The organism is Curvivirga sp., assembly GCF_965219885.1.
In the GTDB taxonomy this organism is placed as follows: Bacteria; Pseudomonadota; Alphaproteobacteria; order UBA8366; family Aestuariispiraceae; genus Curvivirga.
The window spans coordinates 502,497-518,652 of the sequence record NZ_CBDCOT010000008.1 but is presented as its reverse complement, the minus strand read 5'-3'; the positions used below and the strand labels follow the sequence as shown (position 1 = coordinate 518,652).

15 protein-coding genes and 2 tRNA genes are annotated in these 16,156 nt (G+C 42.9%); 14 read left to right on the top strand and 3 right to left on the bottom strand.

Annotated elements, in window-relative coordinates; genetic code table 11:
• Positions 1-9 precede the first annotated feature (9 nt).
• On the bottom strand, positions 10-936 hold the full coding sequence (locus ACOQOA_RS04960) for a hypothetical protein (RefSeq protein ID WP_420547540.1): 927 nt from the start codon (positions 934-936) through the stop codon (positions 10-12).
• A gap of 248 nt (positions 937-1,184) precedes the next feature.
• Between ACOQOA_RS04960 and fbaA the strand changes: the two genes are divergently transcribed.
• The 5 genes from fbaA to ACOQOA_RS04935 all read left to right on the top strand — a co-directional run bounded on the left by fbaA (position 1,185) and on the right by ACOQOA_RS04935 (position 7,688).
• Positions 1,185-2,261: a class II fructose-bisphosphate aldolase gene (fbaA, locus tag ACOQOA_RS04955; protein ID WP_420547539.1), complete on the top strand. Its 1,077-nt coding sequence runs from the start codon at positions 1,185-1,187 to the stop codon at positions 2,259-2,261.
• 244 nt (positions 2,262-2,505) lie between these two features.
• Positions 2,506-3,039 (top strand): PAS domain-containing protein, encoded by a 534-nt coding sequence (locus ACOQOA_RS04950; RefSeq protein WP_420547538.1) that lies wholly within the window; start codon positions 2,506-2,508, stop codon positions 3,037-3,039.
• Positions 3,040-4,188: a methyl-accepting chemotaxis protein gene (locus tag ACOQOA_RS04945; protein ID WP_420547537.1), complete on the top strand. Its 1,149-nt coding sequence runs from the start codon at positions 3,040-3,042 to the stop codon at positions 4,186-4,188.
• 107 nt (positions 4,189-4,295) lie between these two features.
• Entirely contained in the window at positions 4,296-6,491 is a 2,196-nt protein-coding gene (locus tag ACOQOA_RS04940) for a PAS domain S-box protein (RefSeq protein ID WP_420547536.1), read from the top strand.
• 6 nt (positions 6,492-6,497) lie between these two features.
• Positions 6,498-7,688, top strand: a complete 1,191-nt coding sequence (locus ACOQOA_RS04935) for an EAL domain-containing protein (protein ID WP_420547535.1) — start codon at positions 6,498-6,500, stop codon at positions 7,686-7,688.
• 75 nt (positions 7,689-7,763) lie between these two features.
• Here the strand turns inward: ACOQOA_RS04935 and ACOQOA_RS04930 are convergent.
• Positions 7,764-7,839, bottom strand: a tRNA-Met gene (locus ACOQOA_RS04930).
• Positions 7,840-8,107: 268 nt separating this feature from the next.
• Complete coding sequence (mnmA, locus tag ACOQOA_RS04925; RefSeq protein WP_420547534.1) at positions 8,108-9,256, bottom strand: tRNA 2-thiouridine(34) synthase MnmA; 1,149 nt, start codon at positions 9,254-9,256, stop codon at positions 8,108-8,110.
• Positions 9,257-9,385: 129 nt separating this feature from the next.
• Here mnmA and ACOQOA_RS04920 point away from each other — a divergent pair, with 129 nt between their 5' ends.
• The 9 genes from ACOQOA_RS04920 to ACOQOA_RS04880 all read left to right on the top strand — a co-directional run bounded on the left by ACOQOA_RS04920 (position 9,386) and on the right by ACOQOA_RS04880 (position 16,098).
• Positions 9,386-10,408, top strand: coding sequence for an isopenicillin N synthase family dioxygenase (locus tag ACOQOA_RS04920; RefSeq protein ID WP_420547533.1), 1,023 nt, complete (start codon positions 9,386-9,388; stop codon positions 10,406-10,408).
• Between the two features lie 151 nt (positions 10,409-10,559).
• A complete protein-coding gene (gene hisG / locus ACOQOA_RS04915) occupies positions 10,560-11,222 on the top strand; it encodes an ATP phosphoribosyltransferase (protein ID WP_328597152.1) in 663 nt (220 codons plus the stop codon).
• Entirely contained in the window at positions 11,212-12,516 is a 1,305-nt protein-coding gene (gene hisD / locus ACOQOA_RS04910; RefSeq protein WP_420547532.1) for a histidinol dehydrogenase, read from the top strand. Before hisG ends, hisD begins: the two co-directional genes overlap by 11 nt.
• Positions 12,517-12,637: 121 nt before the next feature.
• Positions 12,638-13,132 (top strand): UPF0262 family protein, encoded by a 495-nt coding sequence (locus ACOQOA_RS04905; RefSeq protein ID WP_420547531.1) that lies wholly within the window; start codon positions 12,638-12,640, stop codon positions 13,130-13,132.
• Between the two features lie 35 nt (positions 13,133-13,167).
• A complete protein-coding gene (locus ACOQOA_RS04900) occupies positions 13,168-13,623 on the top strand; it encodes a low molecular weight phosphatase family protein (protein ID WP_155155465.1) in 456 nt (151 codons plus the stop codon).
• 44 nt (positions 13,624-13,667) lie between these two features.
• A complete protein-coding gene (locus ACOQOA_RS04895; protein WP_420547530.1) occupies positions 13,668-14,258 on the top strand; it encodes a Maf family protein in 591 nt (196 codons plus the stop codon).
• Positions 14,255-15,637, top strand: a complete 1,383-nt coding sequence (locus ACOQOA_RS04890) for a ribonuclease E/G (protein ID WP_420547529.1) — start codon at positions 14,255-14,257, stop codon at positions 15,635-15,637. Before ACOQOA_RS04895 ends, ACOQOA_RS04890 begins: the two co-directional genes overlap by 4 nt.
• A 5-nt stretch (positions 15,638-15,642) precedes the next feature.
• Positions 15,643-15,852, top strand: coding sequence for a DNA gyrase inhibitor YacG (locus ACOQOA_RS04885; protein ID WP_420547528.1), 210 nt, complete (start codon positions 15,643-15,645; stop codon positions 15,850-15,852).
• A 170-nt stretch (positions 15,853-16,022) separates the two neighbouring features.
• A tRNA-Phe gene (locus tag ACOQOA_RS04880) sits at positions 16,023-16,098 on the top strand.
• Positions 16,099-16,156: the final 58 nt, after the last annotated feature.

The following is a 16,156-nucleotide window of genomic DNA, read 5'->3' as shown; positions in this document are numbered from 1 at the left end:
ACGGAAAGTTTATGCGGCATCAGGATGTCGATCAGCTGCAACTTTAATTAAGCCACTTTTTTGTGCTCTTTTTTCGATAGCTTCTTCCATTGTACAATAGCCACTTTGCAACATATGCCACACATTCATCCATTGTTTTTTATTGCTTTCACGAACTTCTTTTTTACGAAATTTATGGCGCTGTTGAAGGAAGGAAAACCAGTCATTTGGAATAGTTTGATGGTTTTCTGGTAAATCGACAGTACCGACAATCATTTGGTGCGTTGGAAAATGTGCATCAGAACTTACAGACCAGCCCACATGATCTAGGCGAAATTCATTGGGTAAGCGATACGTATAATTAACTTTGCGTTTTAGTGCAGGTGGTGCAACCAACTGGCCGTCTTTAATACCGTTTTCTAGGAAGTGTAGACTAAGCCCATTGTGAATTTCCACATAATCGCTTTCTTCTTGTAGCTCCATAAAACGTTTATCGCCTACTGCGTTGGCTAGGCCCGTTTTTCCTGGCGTGAAGGGGTGTGGAATACTTGTGATTGCGCCTAAATCATCACGTAGTCGGTTCATATTGTTCACAGACCATTCAAAAGGGGGGAGCTTATCTAATCCACGTCGTAAATCTGCTTCATCACGGAAGATATAAATAATATCAACCCCTTCAGATGAAACAGCCTCAACGGCAGGTAAAATTGTCGTATGAAGACCCTCTGTTGCGTCTCTTAGAAACAGATAAGCATCTAATGGCGATTTATAGCCGTGTTCGGTGGACGCAACAAAATCTACATTTGTCTCTTTTAAACATTGGCGATGTAAGGCTAAACGTTGATCTCGTTTGGACGGAGAATAACGATAGATATTTGTATGATAGTGCAAATCGAATGTCACTGAAACACGATCTGTGTTTTGTGATTTGCTTTGGTCAAAATGAATCTCAGTCATATTGTTTCGATTCGCTCTAAAATCTCGTTGAATGTCTTGCTTCTATTTTAGCTTTTTTCAGCGATTAGACAACGAATTCTATTATTTCATTGCTTTAACAGAGTTTTAATTTCAGATCAGGGCCAATTTGCGATTTGAATCTTGCTTTATTGGTATGTTTTAGGGCATATGAAGGCAGATTTTACGCATAGATTATATGTGTGGCGATTGGGGTCAATAAAGTCGATCAGACGTGAAAGGAATGGGCGATGAGCTTAAAATTAAAGCCGGGTGTTGTTTATGGTGAAGATTATAAAGCTTTGGTTGATCACTGTAAGGCAGGTGGTTTTGCATTACCCGCGGTGAATATTGTCGGTACCAGTTCCTTAAATGCTGTTTTAGAAGCAGCGGCAAAAAACGAATCAGATGTGATCATTCAATTATCGAATGGTGGAGCGCAATTCTACGCTGGGGCGGCTTTAGAAGATAGTTTTCAGGCGAAAGTCCTTGGCGCAGTTTCTGCTGCACAGCATGTTCATTTGTTAGCGGAACATTATGGTGTGGCAGTCGTTCTTCACACAGATCATGCGAACCGTTCTTTGATCCCATGGATCGAAGCATTACTAGATCATGGTGAAGCTTATTATGAAAAACATGGTAAGCCATTATTTACTTCCCATATGCTTGATTTGTCTGAAGATGATCTGGAATTCAATCTTTCTGAAAGCGCACGTGTTCTTGAACGCATGGCTAAGATTGGTATGAGTTTGGAAATTGAACTAGGTGTAACTGGTGGTGAAGAAGATGGTGTTGGGTCTGATATCGATGAAGATCAGATGGATAATGCAAAATTATATACGCAGCCTGAAGACGTTTTAGAAGCCTATAATCGATTGAATCATTTAGGTCATTTCACAGTTGCTGCTTCTTTTGGTAACGTGCATGGCGTCTATAAGCCTGGTAATGTGAAACTTCGTCCAGAGATCTTGAAGGCATCACAAGAATTAGTAGCGAAAGAAAAAGGTACCGATCACAATCCGTTGGATTTGGTATTCCACGGTGGATCAGGTTCTGAAAAAGACAAGATTGCTGCTGCTATCGAATATGGTGTGTTTAAGATGAATATTGATACGGATACACAATTCGCATTTTCCGAAGCCGTTGGCGCTTATGTAGAAGAAAATAATGTGGCTTTCCATCATCAAATTGATCCTGAAACGGGTAACCCTCAGAAGAAATTTTATGATCCACGTAAATGGTTACGCGCTGGTGAAAAAGGTATGGCTGAACGTTTGGATGAAGCATTTGCGGATCTTGGATCCGTTGGTAGATCCGCGACAAAATAAATTACTTTTGGTTGTGAAAAGTAACCAATAATCTATACAGCCTCGAAACATTATGTTATCTTTCACGAAAGATTGGGATGTTTCGGGGCTTTTCTTTGTTTATGATAAACTGCTGATATAAAATATTTTTTTTATTTTAGGCTGTTCTTTTTGTAGTTCTGATCTAATATCTCGAAAGCGATAAATAATTTCGATAGTTATTAATCCATCGAATTTGTTTTAAAGATTTAGTGGGGGCAATTACGTGTTATACGGCAATCCTCATCTTACAGGTGTGGAACGCACCTTTGATGAAAATGAAATCATAGTTACAAAGACGGACCTAGCCGGTAAAATTACATATGGTAACGATACCTTTTACAAGATGGCTGGTTTTTCCGAGAAAGAATCTCTAGGCAAGCAGCATAATATTATTAGGCATCCCGAAATGCCACGTGCAGCTTTTAAGTTAGTTTGGGATACTTTGGCTGCAGGAGAAGAAGTGTTTGCCTATGTAAATAATCGTTCAAAAAATGGCGATCATTATTGGGTATTTGCACATATAACTCCAAGTTTTGATACTTCAGGTAAGTTGGTCGGGTATCACAGTAGTCGTCGCAAACCAAACAGATCATTGATCGAAGAAAAAATCATTCCATTATATAAAGATCTGTTAGCTGTTGAGAAAGCAGCCTCCAGCCCCAAGGAAGGGATGGAAAATGCAGTGCAAGCGGTATTGGATTTATTGGATCAAACGGGAATGGGCTTCAACGAGTTGATGCTTTCATTGGGGAGATAAATGATGTTTGGAAATAATCGGGATATAAAACGCGCAATTGCGGTGTTAGAGCGTGCAATTAATGGTGATTTTGAGGCGCGTTTGACAAATATTGATGCGAAAGGAGATATGGGAATTCTTTTGCATCGAATTAATGATCTCATTGACCGTTCAGATGCCTATCTGCGTGAAAGTGCAGCCGCTATGGAGCATGTCAGCAATTCTCAATATTACCGGAAGATTGTTGAAACAAGTATGGATGGTGCTTTTTTGAATGCGAGCCGTACCGTAAATAATGCGTTGGATAGTATGAAATCACGTGTTGATAGTTTTGAAGTTGCGCTAGAACATTTTGAAAATAATGTCGGTGGCGTTGTTTCGACTGTTTCGTCTGCTTCATCAGAACTGGATAATTCAGCATCTTCTATGCAGAATATTGCTAATTCGACAAGTCAGCAGGCAACTGCAGTGGCCGCCGCTGCAGAAGAAGCTGCGGTAAATGTTCAAACGGTGGCTGCGGCTTCTGACGAATTAACAAGCGCGATCAACGAAATTTCCGGTCAGGTTATGAATGCGTCGAATGTGGCGAATGAAGCTGCTGAGGTTTCATCAAAAGTCGCTAACCAGGTGGATGATCTGAAACAAGCGGCAGATCAAATTGTAAATGCAGTGAGCATTATTAATGATATCGCAGACCAAACAAACCTGTTGGCGTTGAATGCAACTATTGAGGCTGCGCGTGCAGGAGAAGCTGGTAAGGGATTTGCGGTGGTTGCGAATGAGGTGAAAAACCTCGCTAATCAAACAGGGCAGGCGACTGCGGATATTGGAAACTACGTGAAAAACATTCAGGAAGCTACCGATATCACTGTTGATGGGATACATAATATTTCCGAAAAAGTAAGTTTGATTAATTCTGCGAACTCATCAATTTCAGCCGCTGTTGAACAGCAATCAGCAGCGACAAATGAAATTACCAGAAATATCGAAGAAGCCTCGGCGGGTACGGCGGAAGTGACAACGAATATTTCTATGGTGACTAAGGCTGCTCAAGAAACAGGGCAGGCCGCGGGTGAAGTGAGCCAATCGTCTTCTGATTTGAAAGATCAATCGCAAAGTCTTTCTAATATTGTAGATGACTTCTTAGTTGAAGTTAAGAAAGTCGTATAAAATATATAAAAAGCGCCAGATAAAGCTGGCGCTCCTATTTCAAAAATACCGAACCGAAAAGATCGATGTAAGGGATGGTGACGTCTGATCTTTTTTAGGAGAAAACGGTGGAATCCGTATTCGCAGTCTTGGCTGATACTGATGATGTCACGCGCATTTTGCTGGAGCTGACACAACAGAGTTCTTTTCTTTTTGTCCTCGTGATATTTTTTGGGTTTATCGATAAGAAATTTATCGGAAAGCTAGAAGTATATCGAAATCTCTGTTTCGGCATTGGATTGGGGACGATCGCGATCTTGTGCATGAGCACGCCGATTTTGATGTCGCCCGGTTACCTTCTTGATGCGCGCTCTGTGGTTATCGCAATTACTACCCTATTCGGAGGACCTTTGTCCGGCGCGATTGTGGCGTTCTTTACCTCTATTTATCGTCTTGCACTGGGTGGCGACGGCGCTTTGTTTGGTACGTTAGCTATTTGGATTAGTTTTGGTTTTGCTTGGGCGTTTCAACATTTAAGCCATAGTGGAAGAATTAAGTTATCTGGACAAAATCTACTGATATTGGGGGCAGCAATCCATGGTATGATTTTCCTGCTTTTATTTAGTTTGCCATTGCAAATATGGATGAAAGTATTTGTACAAATCGGCCTACCTATGTTTTTCCTGTTTAGTCCGGTGTTGGCATTGGTCGGGGTGATTTTGCGTGACATGCAAGCAAGGCGTCTTATGTCGGAACAGTTGTTAGCGCAAGATAAAGAATTGCTATCGACAATGGATCGCTTAAAGGAACATCAAAGAATTTTAGATGAACATGCGATCGTGGCGGAAACGGATCAAGCAGGTCGTATTACATATGTGAATGACAAGTTTTGTGAGATTTCAAAATATGATCGTGAAGAACTAATTGGTCAAAATCATCGCATCTTAAAATCTGATCACCATTCCGACGAGTTTTTTAAAGTATTCTGGGAAACAATTACTTCAGGAAAGGTTTGGCAGGGAGAAGTCTGTAATAAAGCGAAAGATGGATCTCTATATTGGGTTTCTTCAACTGTGATGCCCCTATATCGCGGGTCAAATAGTACAATGATTACTGGCTATATTTCGGTTCGAACGGATATTACAGAATCAAAACGTACGGAAGAAGCTTTACGTCATAGCCAAAAAATGGAGGCTGTTGGGGAGTTAACAGGCGGTATTGCCCATGATTTCAATAATTTACTGGGAATTATTGTCGGAAATCATGATTTGATGATGCGTCATTTGGAAGAAGGGACAAAAGCTCGTCGTTTGTTAGATAAAGCGCAAAAAGCTGCGTTAAGAGGGGCTAGCCTCACGCGTCGCTTATTAGGTTTTTCCCGTCGAGCCGCACATGAAGTTAAGACGGTTGAACTGAACCAGCTTATCGTTGATCTTAACGAGCTGGTTAGTCGTTCCTTAACCTCAAAAGTTAAGATGGAAACCAAACTTGCGCCTGCTTTATGGCATGTGGATGTGGACACTAGTGATTTCGAAGATGCAATTATCAATCTATCTGTGAATGCGCGCGATGCGATGCCAGAAGGTGGGGAGATCATAGTTTCCACGCGTAATATTACCTTTGATAAAACATATCTAAGTCATAAAAGCCGTATTGAGCCCGGTGAATATGTGGAGATCGTTGTTTCTGATAACGGGCAAGGGATGCCATCCCAATTACGAGAGAAGGTTTTTGAGCCATTCTTTACAACCAAAGAGCAAGGCAAAGGGACTGGTCTTGGCCTTTCAATGGTTTATGGATTTGTTCAAAGGTCCAATGGCTACATTTCGGTATATTCAGAATTGGGAATGGGGACAGCCTTTAAAATTTATCTACCACGTTCTTCAAAAGATATCAGTGAGAAGGTGGAGGAGGAAAACTCGACTTATAATGCCACTGATGGCAACGAAACCATTTTGGTTGTGGATGATGAAGACGAATTGGTCGAGGTGGCAAAGGATGTTTTGGAAGGGCATGGTTATAACGTTCTAACGGCCTCAACAGGTGATGAGGCTATTGCATATTTAAATATAAATCCCGATATACAAGTTATCTTCACAGATGTTGTGATGCCTGGGAAAACCTCAGGTTTTGAGCTGGCTGAGTATGCGAAATCAGTTAATACTAATATTTCAGTACTCTTGGCATCGGGTTTTACAAAAGATATGAAGGACACCGAAATTGGTAAGAAGTGGAGCCCTTATCTAATTACCAAACCCTATCGCACAGAAGATATGGTGCATCGTATACGAATGCTGATTGATAAAAAGAAAATGGAAAAGTGATCAGAAATGTTAAAGACAACTACTAAGCTTGTTGTTGTAGATGATGAAGAAGATCTCGCCGAATTCGTCGCAGATGTTGCGGATGGCGTGGGGTTTGATGCGACATTCCTGAGCGATCCTCATGACTTTGCAGAACATTATTCTATAGATATTGGCGTATTTGTTTTTGATCTATTTATGCCCGGTATCGATGGTATTGAGTTATTGCGCTTCTTGGCAGAAAGCAGAAGTAATGCATCGGTTATCTTTATGAGTGGTAAAGATAAATCTGTGTTAAAAGCTGCGCAGGAATTGGCAAAAAGTTTAGAAATCAATGTGTTAGGCTCTATTCAAAAACCTTTTCGGGCCGCTGATTTGGAAGAGATTCTTGAAGGATATTCCCCGCCCGCTGCGGATTCGTTAGTTTCACCGAAACATGAAGCACCGACAATTGATGAGCTACGTGAGGCTATAGAGAAGAAGCAATTCCATTTGGTTTACCAACCACAAGTTAGTTTGAAAGACTATACTTTTTCAGGCGTAGAAGCATTGATCCGATGGAACCATCCAGTGAAAGGATCTATTTCACCAGATGTCTTTATTCCCATGGCTGAAGAGTATAACCTTATTCAGGAAATTACCTGGTTTGTCGCGCATGAAGCTTTGATGCAAGCAGGGGAATGGCGCAAGCAAGGATATGACTTGCGCCTGTCTATTAATATGTCGCCAAAGAATTTTCAGGACTTGGACTTACCTGAGAAATTGGCAACTTTGGCACAATTTGCCGGGGCTGATGTTGACAAGATCATGATTGAAGTGACAGAGACAGCCCTTATGGTTGATGTGTCACGTTATATCGACGTGTTAACACGATTACGCATGAAAGGATTTGGCCTTTCTATTGATGATTTTGGAACGGGTTATTCCTCCTTACAGCAATTGATCCGGGTGTCCTTTAATGAGTTGAAAATTGATCAAACCTTTATCCGTGATATTGAAACCGAGCAGGAATGTCAGGTGATCACAGAAATTTCCTCTATGTTAGCGCACAAGCTCAATATGTATGTGGTTGCGGAAGGGATCGAAAATGAAAATATCTGGAATCATTTACGCGCACTTGGATGCGAAGAAGGCCAAGGATACTGGATTGCCAAACCGATGCGTCCTGAAGAGTTGGGAGGATGGTATAAAGATTGGGTGATCAGGCAGGGCCTATAATCAGGTATGATTAATTATCTCTAAATAAAAAAACACGGTTAAATAACCGTGCTGACATTTTTGACTTTAGAAAGATGGTGGCGGATCAGGGATTTGAACCCCGGACACAAGGATTATGATTCCTCTGCTCTAACCCCTGAGCTAATCCGCCACTGTATATATAACTGACGTATATATGGGTTACTGGTTATTCACCAGAGGCTTGATGTTTTATCATCTTGCGGGCGGATAAATATGAGTTTCGGGCCTTACTGTCAAGCGGACATTTCAATTTTTTTGCAGAAAAATTATCTTTTTATAAATCGGCTTGGAAATTCTTAAGTCAAAGGCCATGGATCATTCCGTGCTAATGGAAATCAGCGTGAAATGATCCAATCCTTAATGTTAAATCTGGTCAGATTTAACAGATTTGATTCTGTTTAACTGATGCGGCGTTGAATCCAGCCACCACCCAAAACGCGATCCCCTTGATAGAAGACGCATGCTTGACCCGGCGATACGCCATTCATTGGCTCTGCAAAGGTAACTTCGACATCACCAAGTTCAGTTGCCTCAACTGTTGCTGCGACAGGTTGCATGGTGGAACGTACCTTCACACCAATTTCAACAGGCCCTTGGCTTAGTTTTGTATCCCCAAGCCAGTTTACATCGCTTAAACGAATGCGCGGCGTTGCCAATGCGGATTTTGGTCCCACGATAACTTGACGGTTTTCAGGATCAATTTTGACCACATAAAGTGGGTCTGTACCGCTATTGGCACCACGTCCACCAATGCCAAGGCCACGGCGTTGACCAACGGTATAGTGGATGATGCCCTTATGTGTGCCAAGCACTTCGCCATCAATATGAACGATATCGCCAGCTTCCACCGCTTCCGGGCGGAATTTCTCAACGATGGATGCATAATTACCGTCTGGCACAAAACAGATATCCTGACTGTCTGGTTTGTCAGCAACTGTTAGATTAAATTTATCTGCCAAGGCGCGGGTTTCTGTTTTATCCATATGTCCTAATGGAAAGCGCAAGAAGTCCAGTTGTTCCTGTGTGGTCGCAAAAAGGAAGTAGCTTTGATCTTTTTTAGGATCAGCGCCTTTTAACATTTGCGCATCAGTTTCATCACCATTGCGTTGCACATAATGACCTGTCGCCAAAACATCAGCACCAAGATCTTTTGCTGTATCCAGTAGATCTTTGAACTTTACAGTCTGATTGCAACGTACACATGGAATAGGGGTCTCACCGCGCGCATAGGAATCTGCGAAATCTTCGATCACGCTTTCTTTAAACTTGCTTTCATAATCCAGCACATAATGCGGGAAACCAAACGTGTCTGCCACTGTGCGGGCATCATAAATATCCTGTCCGGCACAACATGCACCTGTACGGGCAATGATTTCGCCATGATCATAAAGTTGTAAGGTGATACCAACAACATCATAGCCTTCTTCATGCAGCATAGCCGCAGTTACAGACGAATCCACACCGCCCGACATGGCCACAACCACGCGGGTATCTTTCGGCTCTTTCGGGAGTCCTAAAGAATTTAAATTTGTAGATTCAGTGCTCATAACCTTTGTCCTATCTCATTTCTAGGGCGCGATATAGGGCTTTTCCTTGTATTTCGCAAGGGGAAAGCCTATGAAAAGCAGGATCAGGACAATTTCTTAATCTCTCTTTTATACGGATGAAGCAGTTAGATGTCTAATGTTACCTTGGAAAAGGGGCTGGATGCGCCTTTAGTTGCGTTTGAAGAATTACCCGTCATTGATATGGCGGATTTTATTTCTGGTAAGGATAAGCAAGGCGTTGCGAATAAGCTCGGCCGCGCCTGTCGTGATGTTGGTTTTTTATATCTCATCAATCATGGGGTAGATGAAGATGCTTATCGACATATTTTTGATCTCGCCAAGCGACATTTTGATAAACCACATGATGTGAAGATGGAAGATCATGTGAGTAAGTCAGCCAATCATAGAGGCTATTTTGCTTTGTTCGATGAAAATACGGACCCAGATAAAACAGCTGATTTAAAGGAAGGTTTTGATCTTGGTCGTGATCTGGATGCAAACCATCCGAAGGTGGCTGAGGGGCATAGTCTTTATGGCCCAAATCCCTGGCCTATCAATGATCCTGATTTTAAACGTGTTTCTGAATCGTATCAGGAAGAAATGTATAAACTGAGCAGTCACTTGTTGCATGCGTTTGCAATCGCGCTGGGATTAGAAGAAACATATTTCGATGATAAGTTTAATGATCCCTTGGCCTTGTTACGGATGCTGCATTACCCACCGCAAAAAGGGTATGTAGAAGAAGAAACAATTGGCTGTGGGGATCATACAGATTATGGGGCGTTTACAATTCTTGCACAAAAAGATGTGAGTGGTTTGCAGGTTAGAAATGCGAATGGTGACTGGATTTCCGTACCTGTGATTGAAGGCGGTTTAGTGATAAATATCGGCGATCAAATGGCCCGTTGGACAAATGGACTATTTAAGGCAACTCATCATCGGGTGATTAATGTATCCGGCGAAGAACGATATTCGATCCCGTTTTTCTTTGAACCTAATTGGGATGCGGAAATTAAATGTCTGGAAACCTGTTATAGCGATGAAAATCCACCAAAATATGAACCGGTTCTTGCGGGACCTTATCTGTTATCCCGTTTGACAGATACCTTTACATATTTGGAAGACGAAGAGGTCCAAGAAGACGCCGCTTAGGAAAAAGTAAGTTTTTCAGATATTTTTTATGGAAACTACTGGAAAACTAAGTCCTTCTATGCCAGATAAAGAGCCGTTCGCATCTTGCGATGCAGCAATGTTTGTATTTAGTCGCGCAGTTTAGAGAAGCTGCAATCTAGGAGATACTCAGGTGAGTGAATCTGATCCATTGGTATTAGCCGTGCCGAAAGGCCGAATTTTAAAGGAATTGCGTCCGTTGATGGAAGCTGCCGGTATCGTGCCGGAACCAGCATTCGATGATCCATCCGCACGTCAGCTAAGCTTTGCGACTAACATTCCCCATCTAAGCTTGATCCGTGTCAGAAGTTTTGATGTGGCAACATTTGTTGCTTTCGGTGCTGCACAATTAGGTGTGGCAGGCAATGATGTATTGATGGAATTTGATTACCCAGAAATCTATGCGCCTGTTGATTTGGATATCGGCCATTGTCGTGTGTCAGTTGCGGAACCAAAAGATTTATCCGAAGAAGACGACCCGGAACGTTGGAGCCATATTCGCGTTGCAACCAAATATCCGGATGTAACCCGCAAGTATTTTGCAGACCGTGGTGTGCAAGCAGAATGTATCAAATTAAACGGTGCAATGGAATTGGCACCTAATATGGGATTATGTCGTCGTATTGTGGATTTGGTTTCTTCCGGTCAAACCTTGAAAGAAAATGGTTTGGTTGAAATTGAAACAATTGCTGAGGTAACCAGCCGTTTGATTGTAAACCGTGCCGCGTTGAAAACACGCCCGGAAGAGGTTGGTCGCTGGATTGAAGCCTTCAGAGGGGCAAAAGATGCTGCGTAAATTAAATATTACTGATGTTGATTTCGAAGCACAGTTTCAGGACTTACTGAATAGTAAGCGTGAAATGGATGAAGATGTTGACGCTATAGTTGCCGACATCATCGCAGATGTTCGTAAACGTGGCGACGAAGCTGTTCTGGAATATACGAATAAGTTCGATCAGTTGAATTTAACTGCTGAAACCATGGTGATTTCCAAGGAGCAGTTAAAAGCATCGATCGATGAATGTGATCCTGAAACGGTTGAGGCATTGAAACTGGCAGCTGAACGTATTCGTTCATTCCATGCGAAAACACTTCCAGAAGGTCTGGATTATAAGGATGATGCAGGCGTGCGCCTTGGGGCAAAATGGACGGCCGTACAAGCGGCTGGTATCTATGTGCCGGGTGGTACCGCAAGTTATCCGTCTTCTGTATTGATGAATGCCATCCCTGCAAAGGTTGCAGGAGTTAAGCGTTTAGTGATGGTGGTGCCTACACCTGATGGTACTAAAAACCCATTGGTATTTGCCGCGGCTTACTTTGCGGGCGTAGATGAAGTTTACTCCATTGGTGGTGCACAAGCCGTTGCCGCTTTGGCTTACGGTACTGAGACCATCAAGCCTGTCGATAAGATCACAGGCCCTGGTAATGCCTTTGTTGCCGCTGCAAAGCGTCGCGTATTTGGGCAAGTCGGGATTGATATGATTGCAGGGCCGTCTGAAATTTTGGTTGTTGCAGATAATCAAAATGATCCAGCTTGGGTTGCAATGGATTTACTCAGTCAGGCTGAGCATGACACATCTGCGCAATCTATCTTGATTACTGATGATGCGGCTTATGCGGATCAAGTGATCGAAGCGGTTGATGCTGCATTGAAAACTTTACCGCGTTCAGAGATCGCACGCGAAAGCTGGGATAATCATGGTGCGGTGATCGTTGTTGAAAATATGGATCAAGCCGTCCCACTTGTGGATCGTGTTGCACCGGAACATCTGGAACTTTCTGTGGAAGACCCGCAAGAACTTACCGATAAGATTACCAATGCTGGATCCATCTTTATGGGACGCTATACGCCAGAAGCTGTAGGTGATTATGTGGCAGGTCCAAATCACGTATTGCCAACAGCGCGGTCTGCACGTTTTTCGAGCGGGCTAGGTGTGTTGGATTTCATGAAACGCAGTACATTTTTACAATGTGATTCTGATAGTCTGGCAAAAATTGGTCCGGCGGCAGTGTCTTTGGCTCAATCAGAAGGCTTAGGGGCCCATGCGCGTTCTGTGGCTATTCGTTTGAATTTGCCAGTCGTCGATTAAGTTCATCTATGAAAAAGTGAGATTTTTAAATCTCTGGATTGCTCTTTCCTATTCGGGCTGTGTAAGATTGTTCTAATGACTAGAATAATGACATAGACAGCTCGAAAAGGGGAGACATGTCATGTCCGATTGGGACACAGAAAAACACAAAATCATTAAGATTAATCTTGATGAGAAGACCGTCATACGCCGCAGTCCGGAAGTGGAGCATGAACGGTCAGTAGCGATCTATGATTTGTTAGATATGAACCGATTTCGTCCAGTGGGGGAATTTGCTGATTCAGGTCCGTTTAAACTGGATCTCAGTATTGAAGATGGTTCACGCCTTGTCTTTACATTAGGTACCGAAGAGGTGGAAGAACTGACTTGGATAAACTTGCCTTTGTCGCCGTTTCGTAGATTGATCAAAGATTATTTCCAAATTTGTGAAAGCTATTATGACGCGATCAAGCGATTGTCACCGTCACAGATTGAAACCATCGATATGGCACGTCGTGGCCTACATAATGAGGGGTCAGATTTATTACGTGAACGTCTTGATGGAAAGTTGGAGATGGATTTGCAGACAGCACGCCGTCTCTTCACCTTGATTTGCGTATTGCATATTCGGGCCTGATAAAATGCATGTGAACTGGGTGATTTGATTATCTGATGGATGGACCTTTCTTCGAAAACGAAATGCCAGACGCAGTCTTGTTCTGCTGTACCATGAATGCGATCCGCTCGCCCATGGCAGAAGCATTATTGCGTCATCATATTGGCACGCGTGTTTATGTGGATTCGGTTGGAGTACGTCCAAATGGTGAGGTCGATGGTTTTGCTGTGGCAGTGCTGAATGAAATCGGCATAGATATAATGAACCATGAACCAAAAGATTTTGATGAATTGGAAGATGGATATTTTGATTTGATTATTGCACTGTCCCCAGAGGCGCAACACCATGCGGTTGAAATGACACGCACGATGGCTTGTGATGTTGAGTTCTGGAATACCTTTGATCCGTCTATGGTTGTGGAAGGGGGACGAGAGCAAAAGCTTGACGCATACCGTCAAGTGCGCGATCAACTGATCCGCAAGATTAAGCAACGTTTCCCGAAAGATGATTAATCTTATTCGTGTATGAAATGATCCATTAGAAAACAGGATTTTTTATGTCCAAATTTATTTTAGCTTCTGCCAGTCCACGCAGAAAAGAATTGTTGGCTCAGATCGGTGTGGAAATTGACGGGATTCTTCCAGCGGATATTGATGAAACACCGCAGGATCGTGAAAGTCCGCGTGAATTAGCGTTGCGATTAGCTGAAAGCAAAGCAAAAGCTGTTCATGATCGCGATGAAGCGAAAGGACATTTTATCCTTGCTGCAGATACTGTTGTTGGTCTTGGTCATCGTATCTTGCCAAAAGCTGAAGATGAGAAAACTGCGCGTGACTGTCTTGGTTTGATGTCTGGCCGCCGTAATCAGGTTTATTCCGGTGTTGCGATTGTTTCACCTGATGGAGAAATGGTTAGCCGAGTGGTAAAATCACAAGTTGGCTTTAAACGCCTGACCCAGAATGAAATTGAAGCTTATATCCGTTCAGGTGAATGGGATGGAAAAGCGGGTGGTTATGGCGTGCAGGGAATGGCTGCAGCATATGTTAAATTTTTGAGTGGCTCTTATACTAATGTAGTAGGTTTGCCGCTGTTTGAAACTTCCCAGATGCTACAAGGTATCGGGTATAAAGGATTGAAGTCCCAATGAGTAAAAAAGGTCTGGATACACTTATCGAAATTTCCCTTGGGGAAACACGTGCAGCTCGTATTGATGAAGATGGTGTATTGTATGAATTACAAGTGGAACGTGCTGGACAGGAAAGTTTGGTAGGTAATTTCTATTTAGGTAAGGTAACACGTGTTGAAAAGGGTATGGATGCCGTATTCGTAGATATCGGTACGGAAGAGCCGGGTTTGATTAATCGGGCGAAAGGCTTGGAAGAAGGTAAAACCTTGATCGTGCAGGTGATCCGTGATGCCCGTGATGGTAAAGGGCCTGCCTTGACCCGCCACCCTGTTCTGATGGATCGTTACTTCGCCTTCACGCCAGGCCGTAAAGGCGTGAACTGGGCTCGTGCCGTGGGTAAAGGGCGTGATCGTGCCCATTTAGAAGCTGTATTACCACAAATTCTAGGTGAGAAAACAGACGGCTTTAGTGTACGTGGTCCCGCAGTTGCTGTCGGTGAGCCAATTTTGGAAGAATCTGTAGATCGTTTGCGTCAGAAATGGGACGTATTGCGCGAAATGGTACGTGAAGATCGCAAGCCGCGCCTACTTGAAAAAGCGCCAAAAATGATTGAACGGCTTTTACGTGATCTAGAAGGCGAGACACGGATCGCCATGGATGATCGTTCGGCATATCTGGAAGCGGAAAAAACAATTAAAAAACTGTACCCAGATTTGTCTCAGGGTCTTCTTTATCATGATTCAGAAATTTCGATTTTTGAAGACACTGGTGTGGAAGAACAGATTGAAGAAGCTTTGGAACGTGAAGTTCATTTGAAAAATGGCGGTAGTTTGGCGTTTGACAAAACAGAAGCTTTGATTGTTATTGATGTGAATATGGGTTCTGCTACTGCCAAGGGAGATGACGCTATCTTTCAGGTGAATAAGGCGGCCGCGGAAGAAGCCGCACGCCAGATCATGTTGCGTAATCTTTCTGGTTTGATTGTAATTGATTTTATTTCCATGAAAAATAAAGGCCGTTTGAAACGTTTGATTGAGGCTTTACGCAGCAAATTCCTTAAGGACACGCGTCATACGGATGTATTAGGTCTAACTTCGGCAGGTTTGATGGAAATTACCCGTCAACGTGAAGGTGTATCGCTTGACGACTTAATGTTAAAGGCAAAACCTGTTCAATCTTCTACTTTAAATCCGGTTGCACAAGGATGCGCTGTGTTGCGTGCTGCAACCCGTCTAAAAGGGGCTGGACGCCCAACAGCCTATGCATCCCCAGAAGTGATTGATGCGTTAAAAGGCGGCGTTTTAAGTGATGCTATGGAAGAATGCACGAAACGTCTAGGTCGCCCTTTACATCTCTACGTAGGGGAAGATCAAATCCCACCTCAAGTGGGAATGGAGTAAAAATTATGTCGACTGTAACTCCATTGAATGCGGCTAATGACAAAAAGAGTGGCAAGTGTAATATCTGCGGTAAGCCAAGTGATCAAAAATATAAACCTTTTTGTTCAAAACGTTGTGCAGATGTCGATCTGAATCGTTGGCTTGGTGGAAATTATAGAATTCCCACAGATGAGCCAGGTATTGCAAATGATCCTTATGGAGAAGAGGAGTATTGAGCTCCTCTTTTTTTCTGAGTTTTCCTAGGAAAAGAAAAAGAATTAAAAAAAAGTTCATAAAAAATGAAATTGGTGCTTTACAGGTCCGGTGAACCTCTGTAAATCAAAGGCCGTCCAGAGGGGAGCACAACATTGCTTCGAACCAAACACTGGACCTGATAAGTGGTTATGCTCGGATAGCTCAGTTGGTAGAGCAGCGGATTGAAAATCCGCGTGTCGGCAGTTCAAATCTGCCTCCGAGCACCATTTACCCTATTTTTACACTCCGCAGAAAACTTGATTTATTCACGATCCTTTCTCGTGT

Bases quoted from the DNA above. Each gene is read 5' to 3' on its own strand.
- ACOQOA_RS04960 (WP_420547540.1), bottom strand. From the start codon at position 936: ATGACTGAGATTCATTTTGACCAAAGCAAATCACAAAACACAGATCGT.
- fbaA (WP_420547539.1), top strand. From the start codon at position 1,185: ATGAGCTTAAAATTAAAGCCGGGTGTTGTTTATGGTGAAGATTATAAA.
- ACOQOA_RS04945 (WP_420547537.1), top strand. From the start codon at position 3,040: ATGATGTTTGGAAATAATCGGGATATAAAACGCGCAATTGCGGTGTTA.
- ACOQOA_RS04935 (WP_420547535.1), top strand. From the start codon at position 6,498: ATGTTAAAGACAACTACTAAGCTTGTTGTTGTAGATGATGAAGAAGAT.
- mnmA (WP_420547534.1), bottom strand. From the start codon at position 9,256: ATGAGCACTGAATCTACAAATTTAAATTCTTTAGGACTCCCGAAAGAG.
- ACOQOA_RS04920 (WP_420547533.1), top strand. From the start codon at position 9,386: ATGTCTAATGTTACCTTGGAAAAGGGGCTGGATGCGCCTTTAGTTGCG.
- hisD (WP_420547532.1), top strand. From the start codon at position 11,212: ATGCTGCGTAAATTAAATATTACTGATGTTGATTTCGAAGCACAGTTT.
- ACOQOA_RS04905 (WP_420547531.1), top strand. From the start codon at position 12,638: ATGTCCGATTGGGACACAGAAAAACACAAAATCATTAAGATTAATCTT.
- ACOQOA_RS04900 (WP_155155465.1), top strand. From the start codon at position 13,168: ATGGATGGACCTTTCTTCGAAAACGAAATGCCAGACGCAGTCTTGTTC.
- ACOQOA_RS04895 (WP_420547530.1), top strand. From the start codon at position 13,668: ATGTCCAAATTTATTTTAGCTTCTGCCAGTCCACGCAGAAAAGAATTG.
- ACOQOA_RS04890 (WP_420547529.1), top strand. From the start codon at position 14,255: ATGAGTAAAAAAGGTCTGGATACACTTATCGAAATTTCCCTTGGGGAA.
- ACOQOA_RS04885 (WP_420547528.1), top strand. From the start codon at position 15,643: ATGTCGACTGTAACTCCATTGAATGCGGCTAATGACAAAAAGAGTGGC.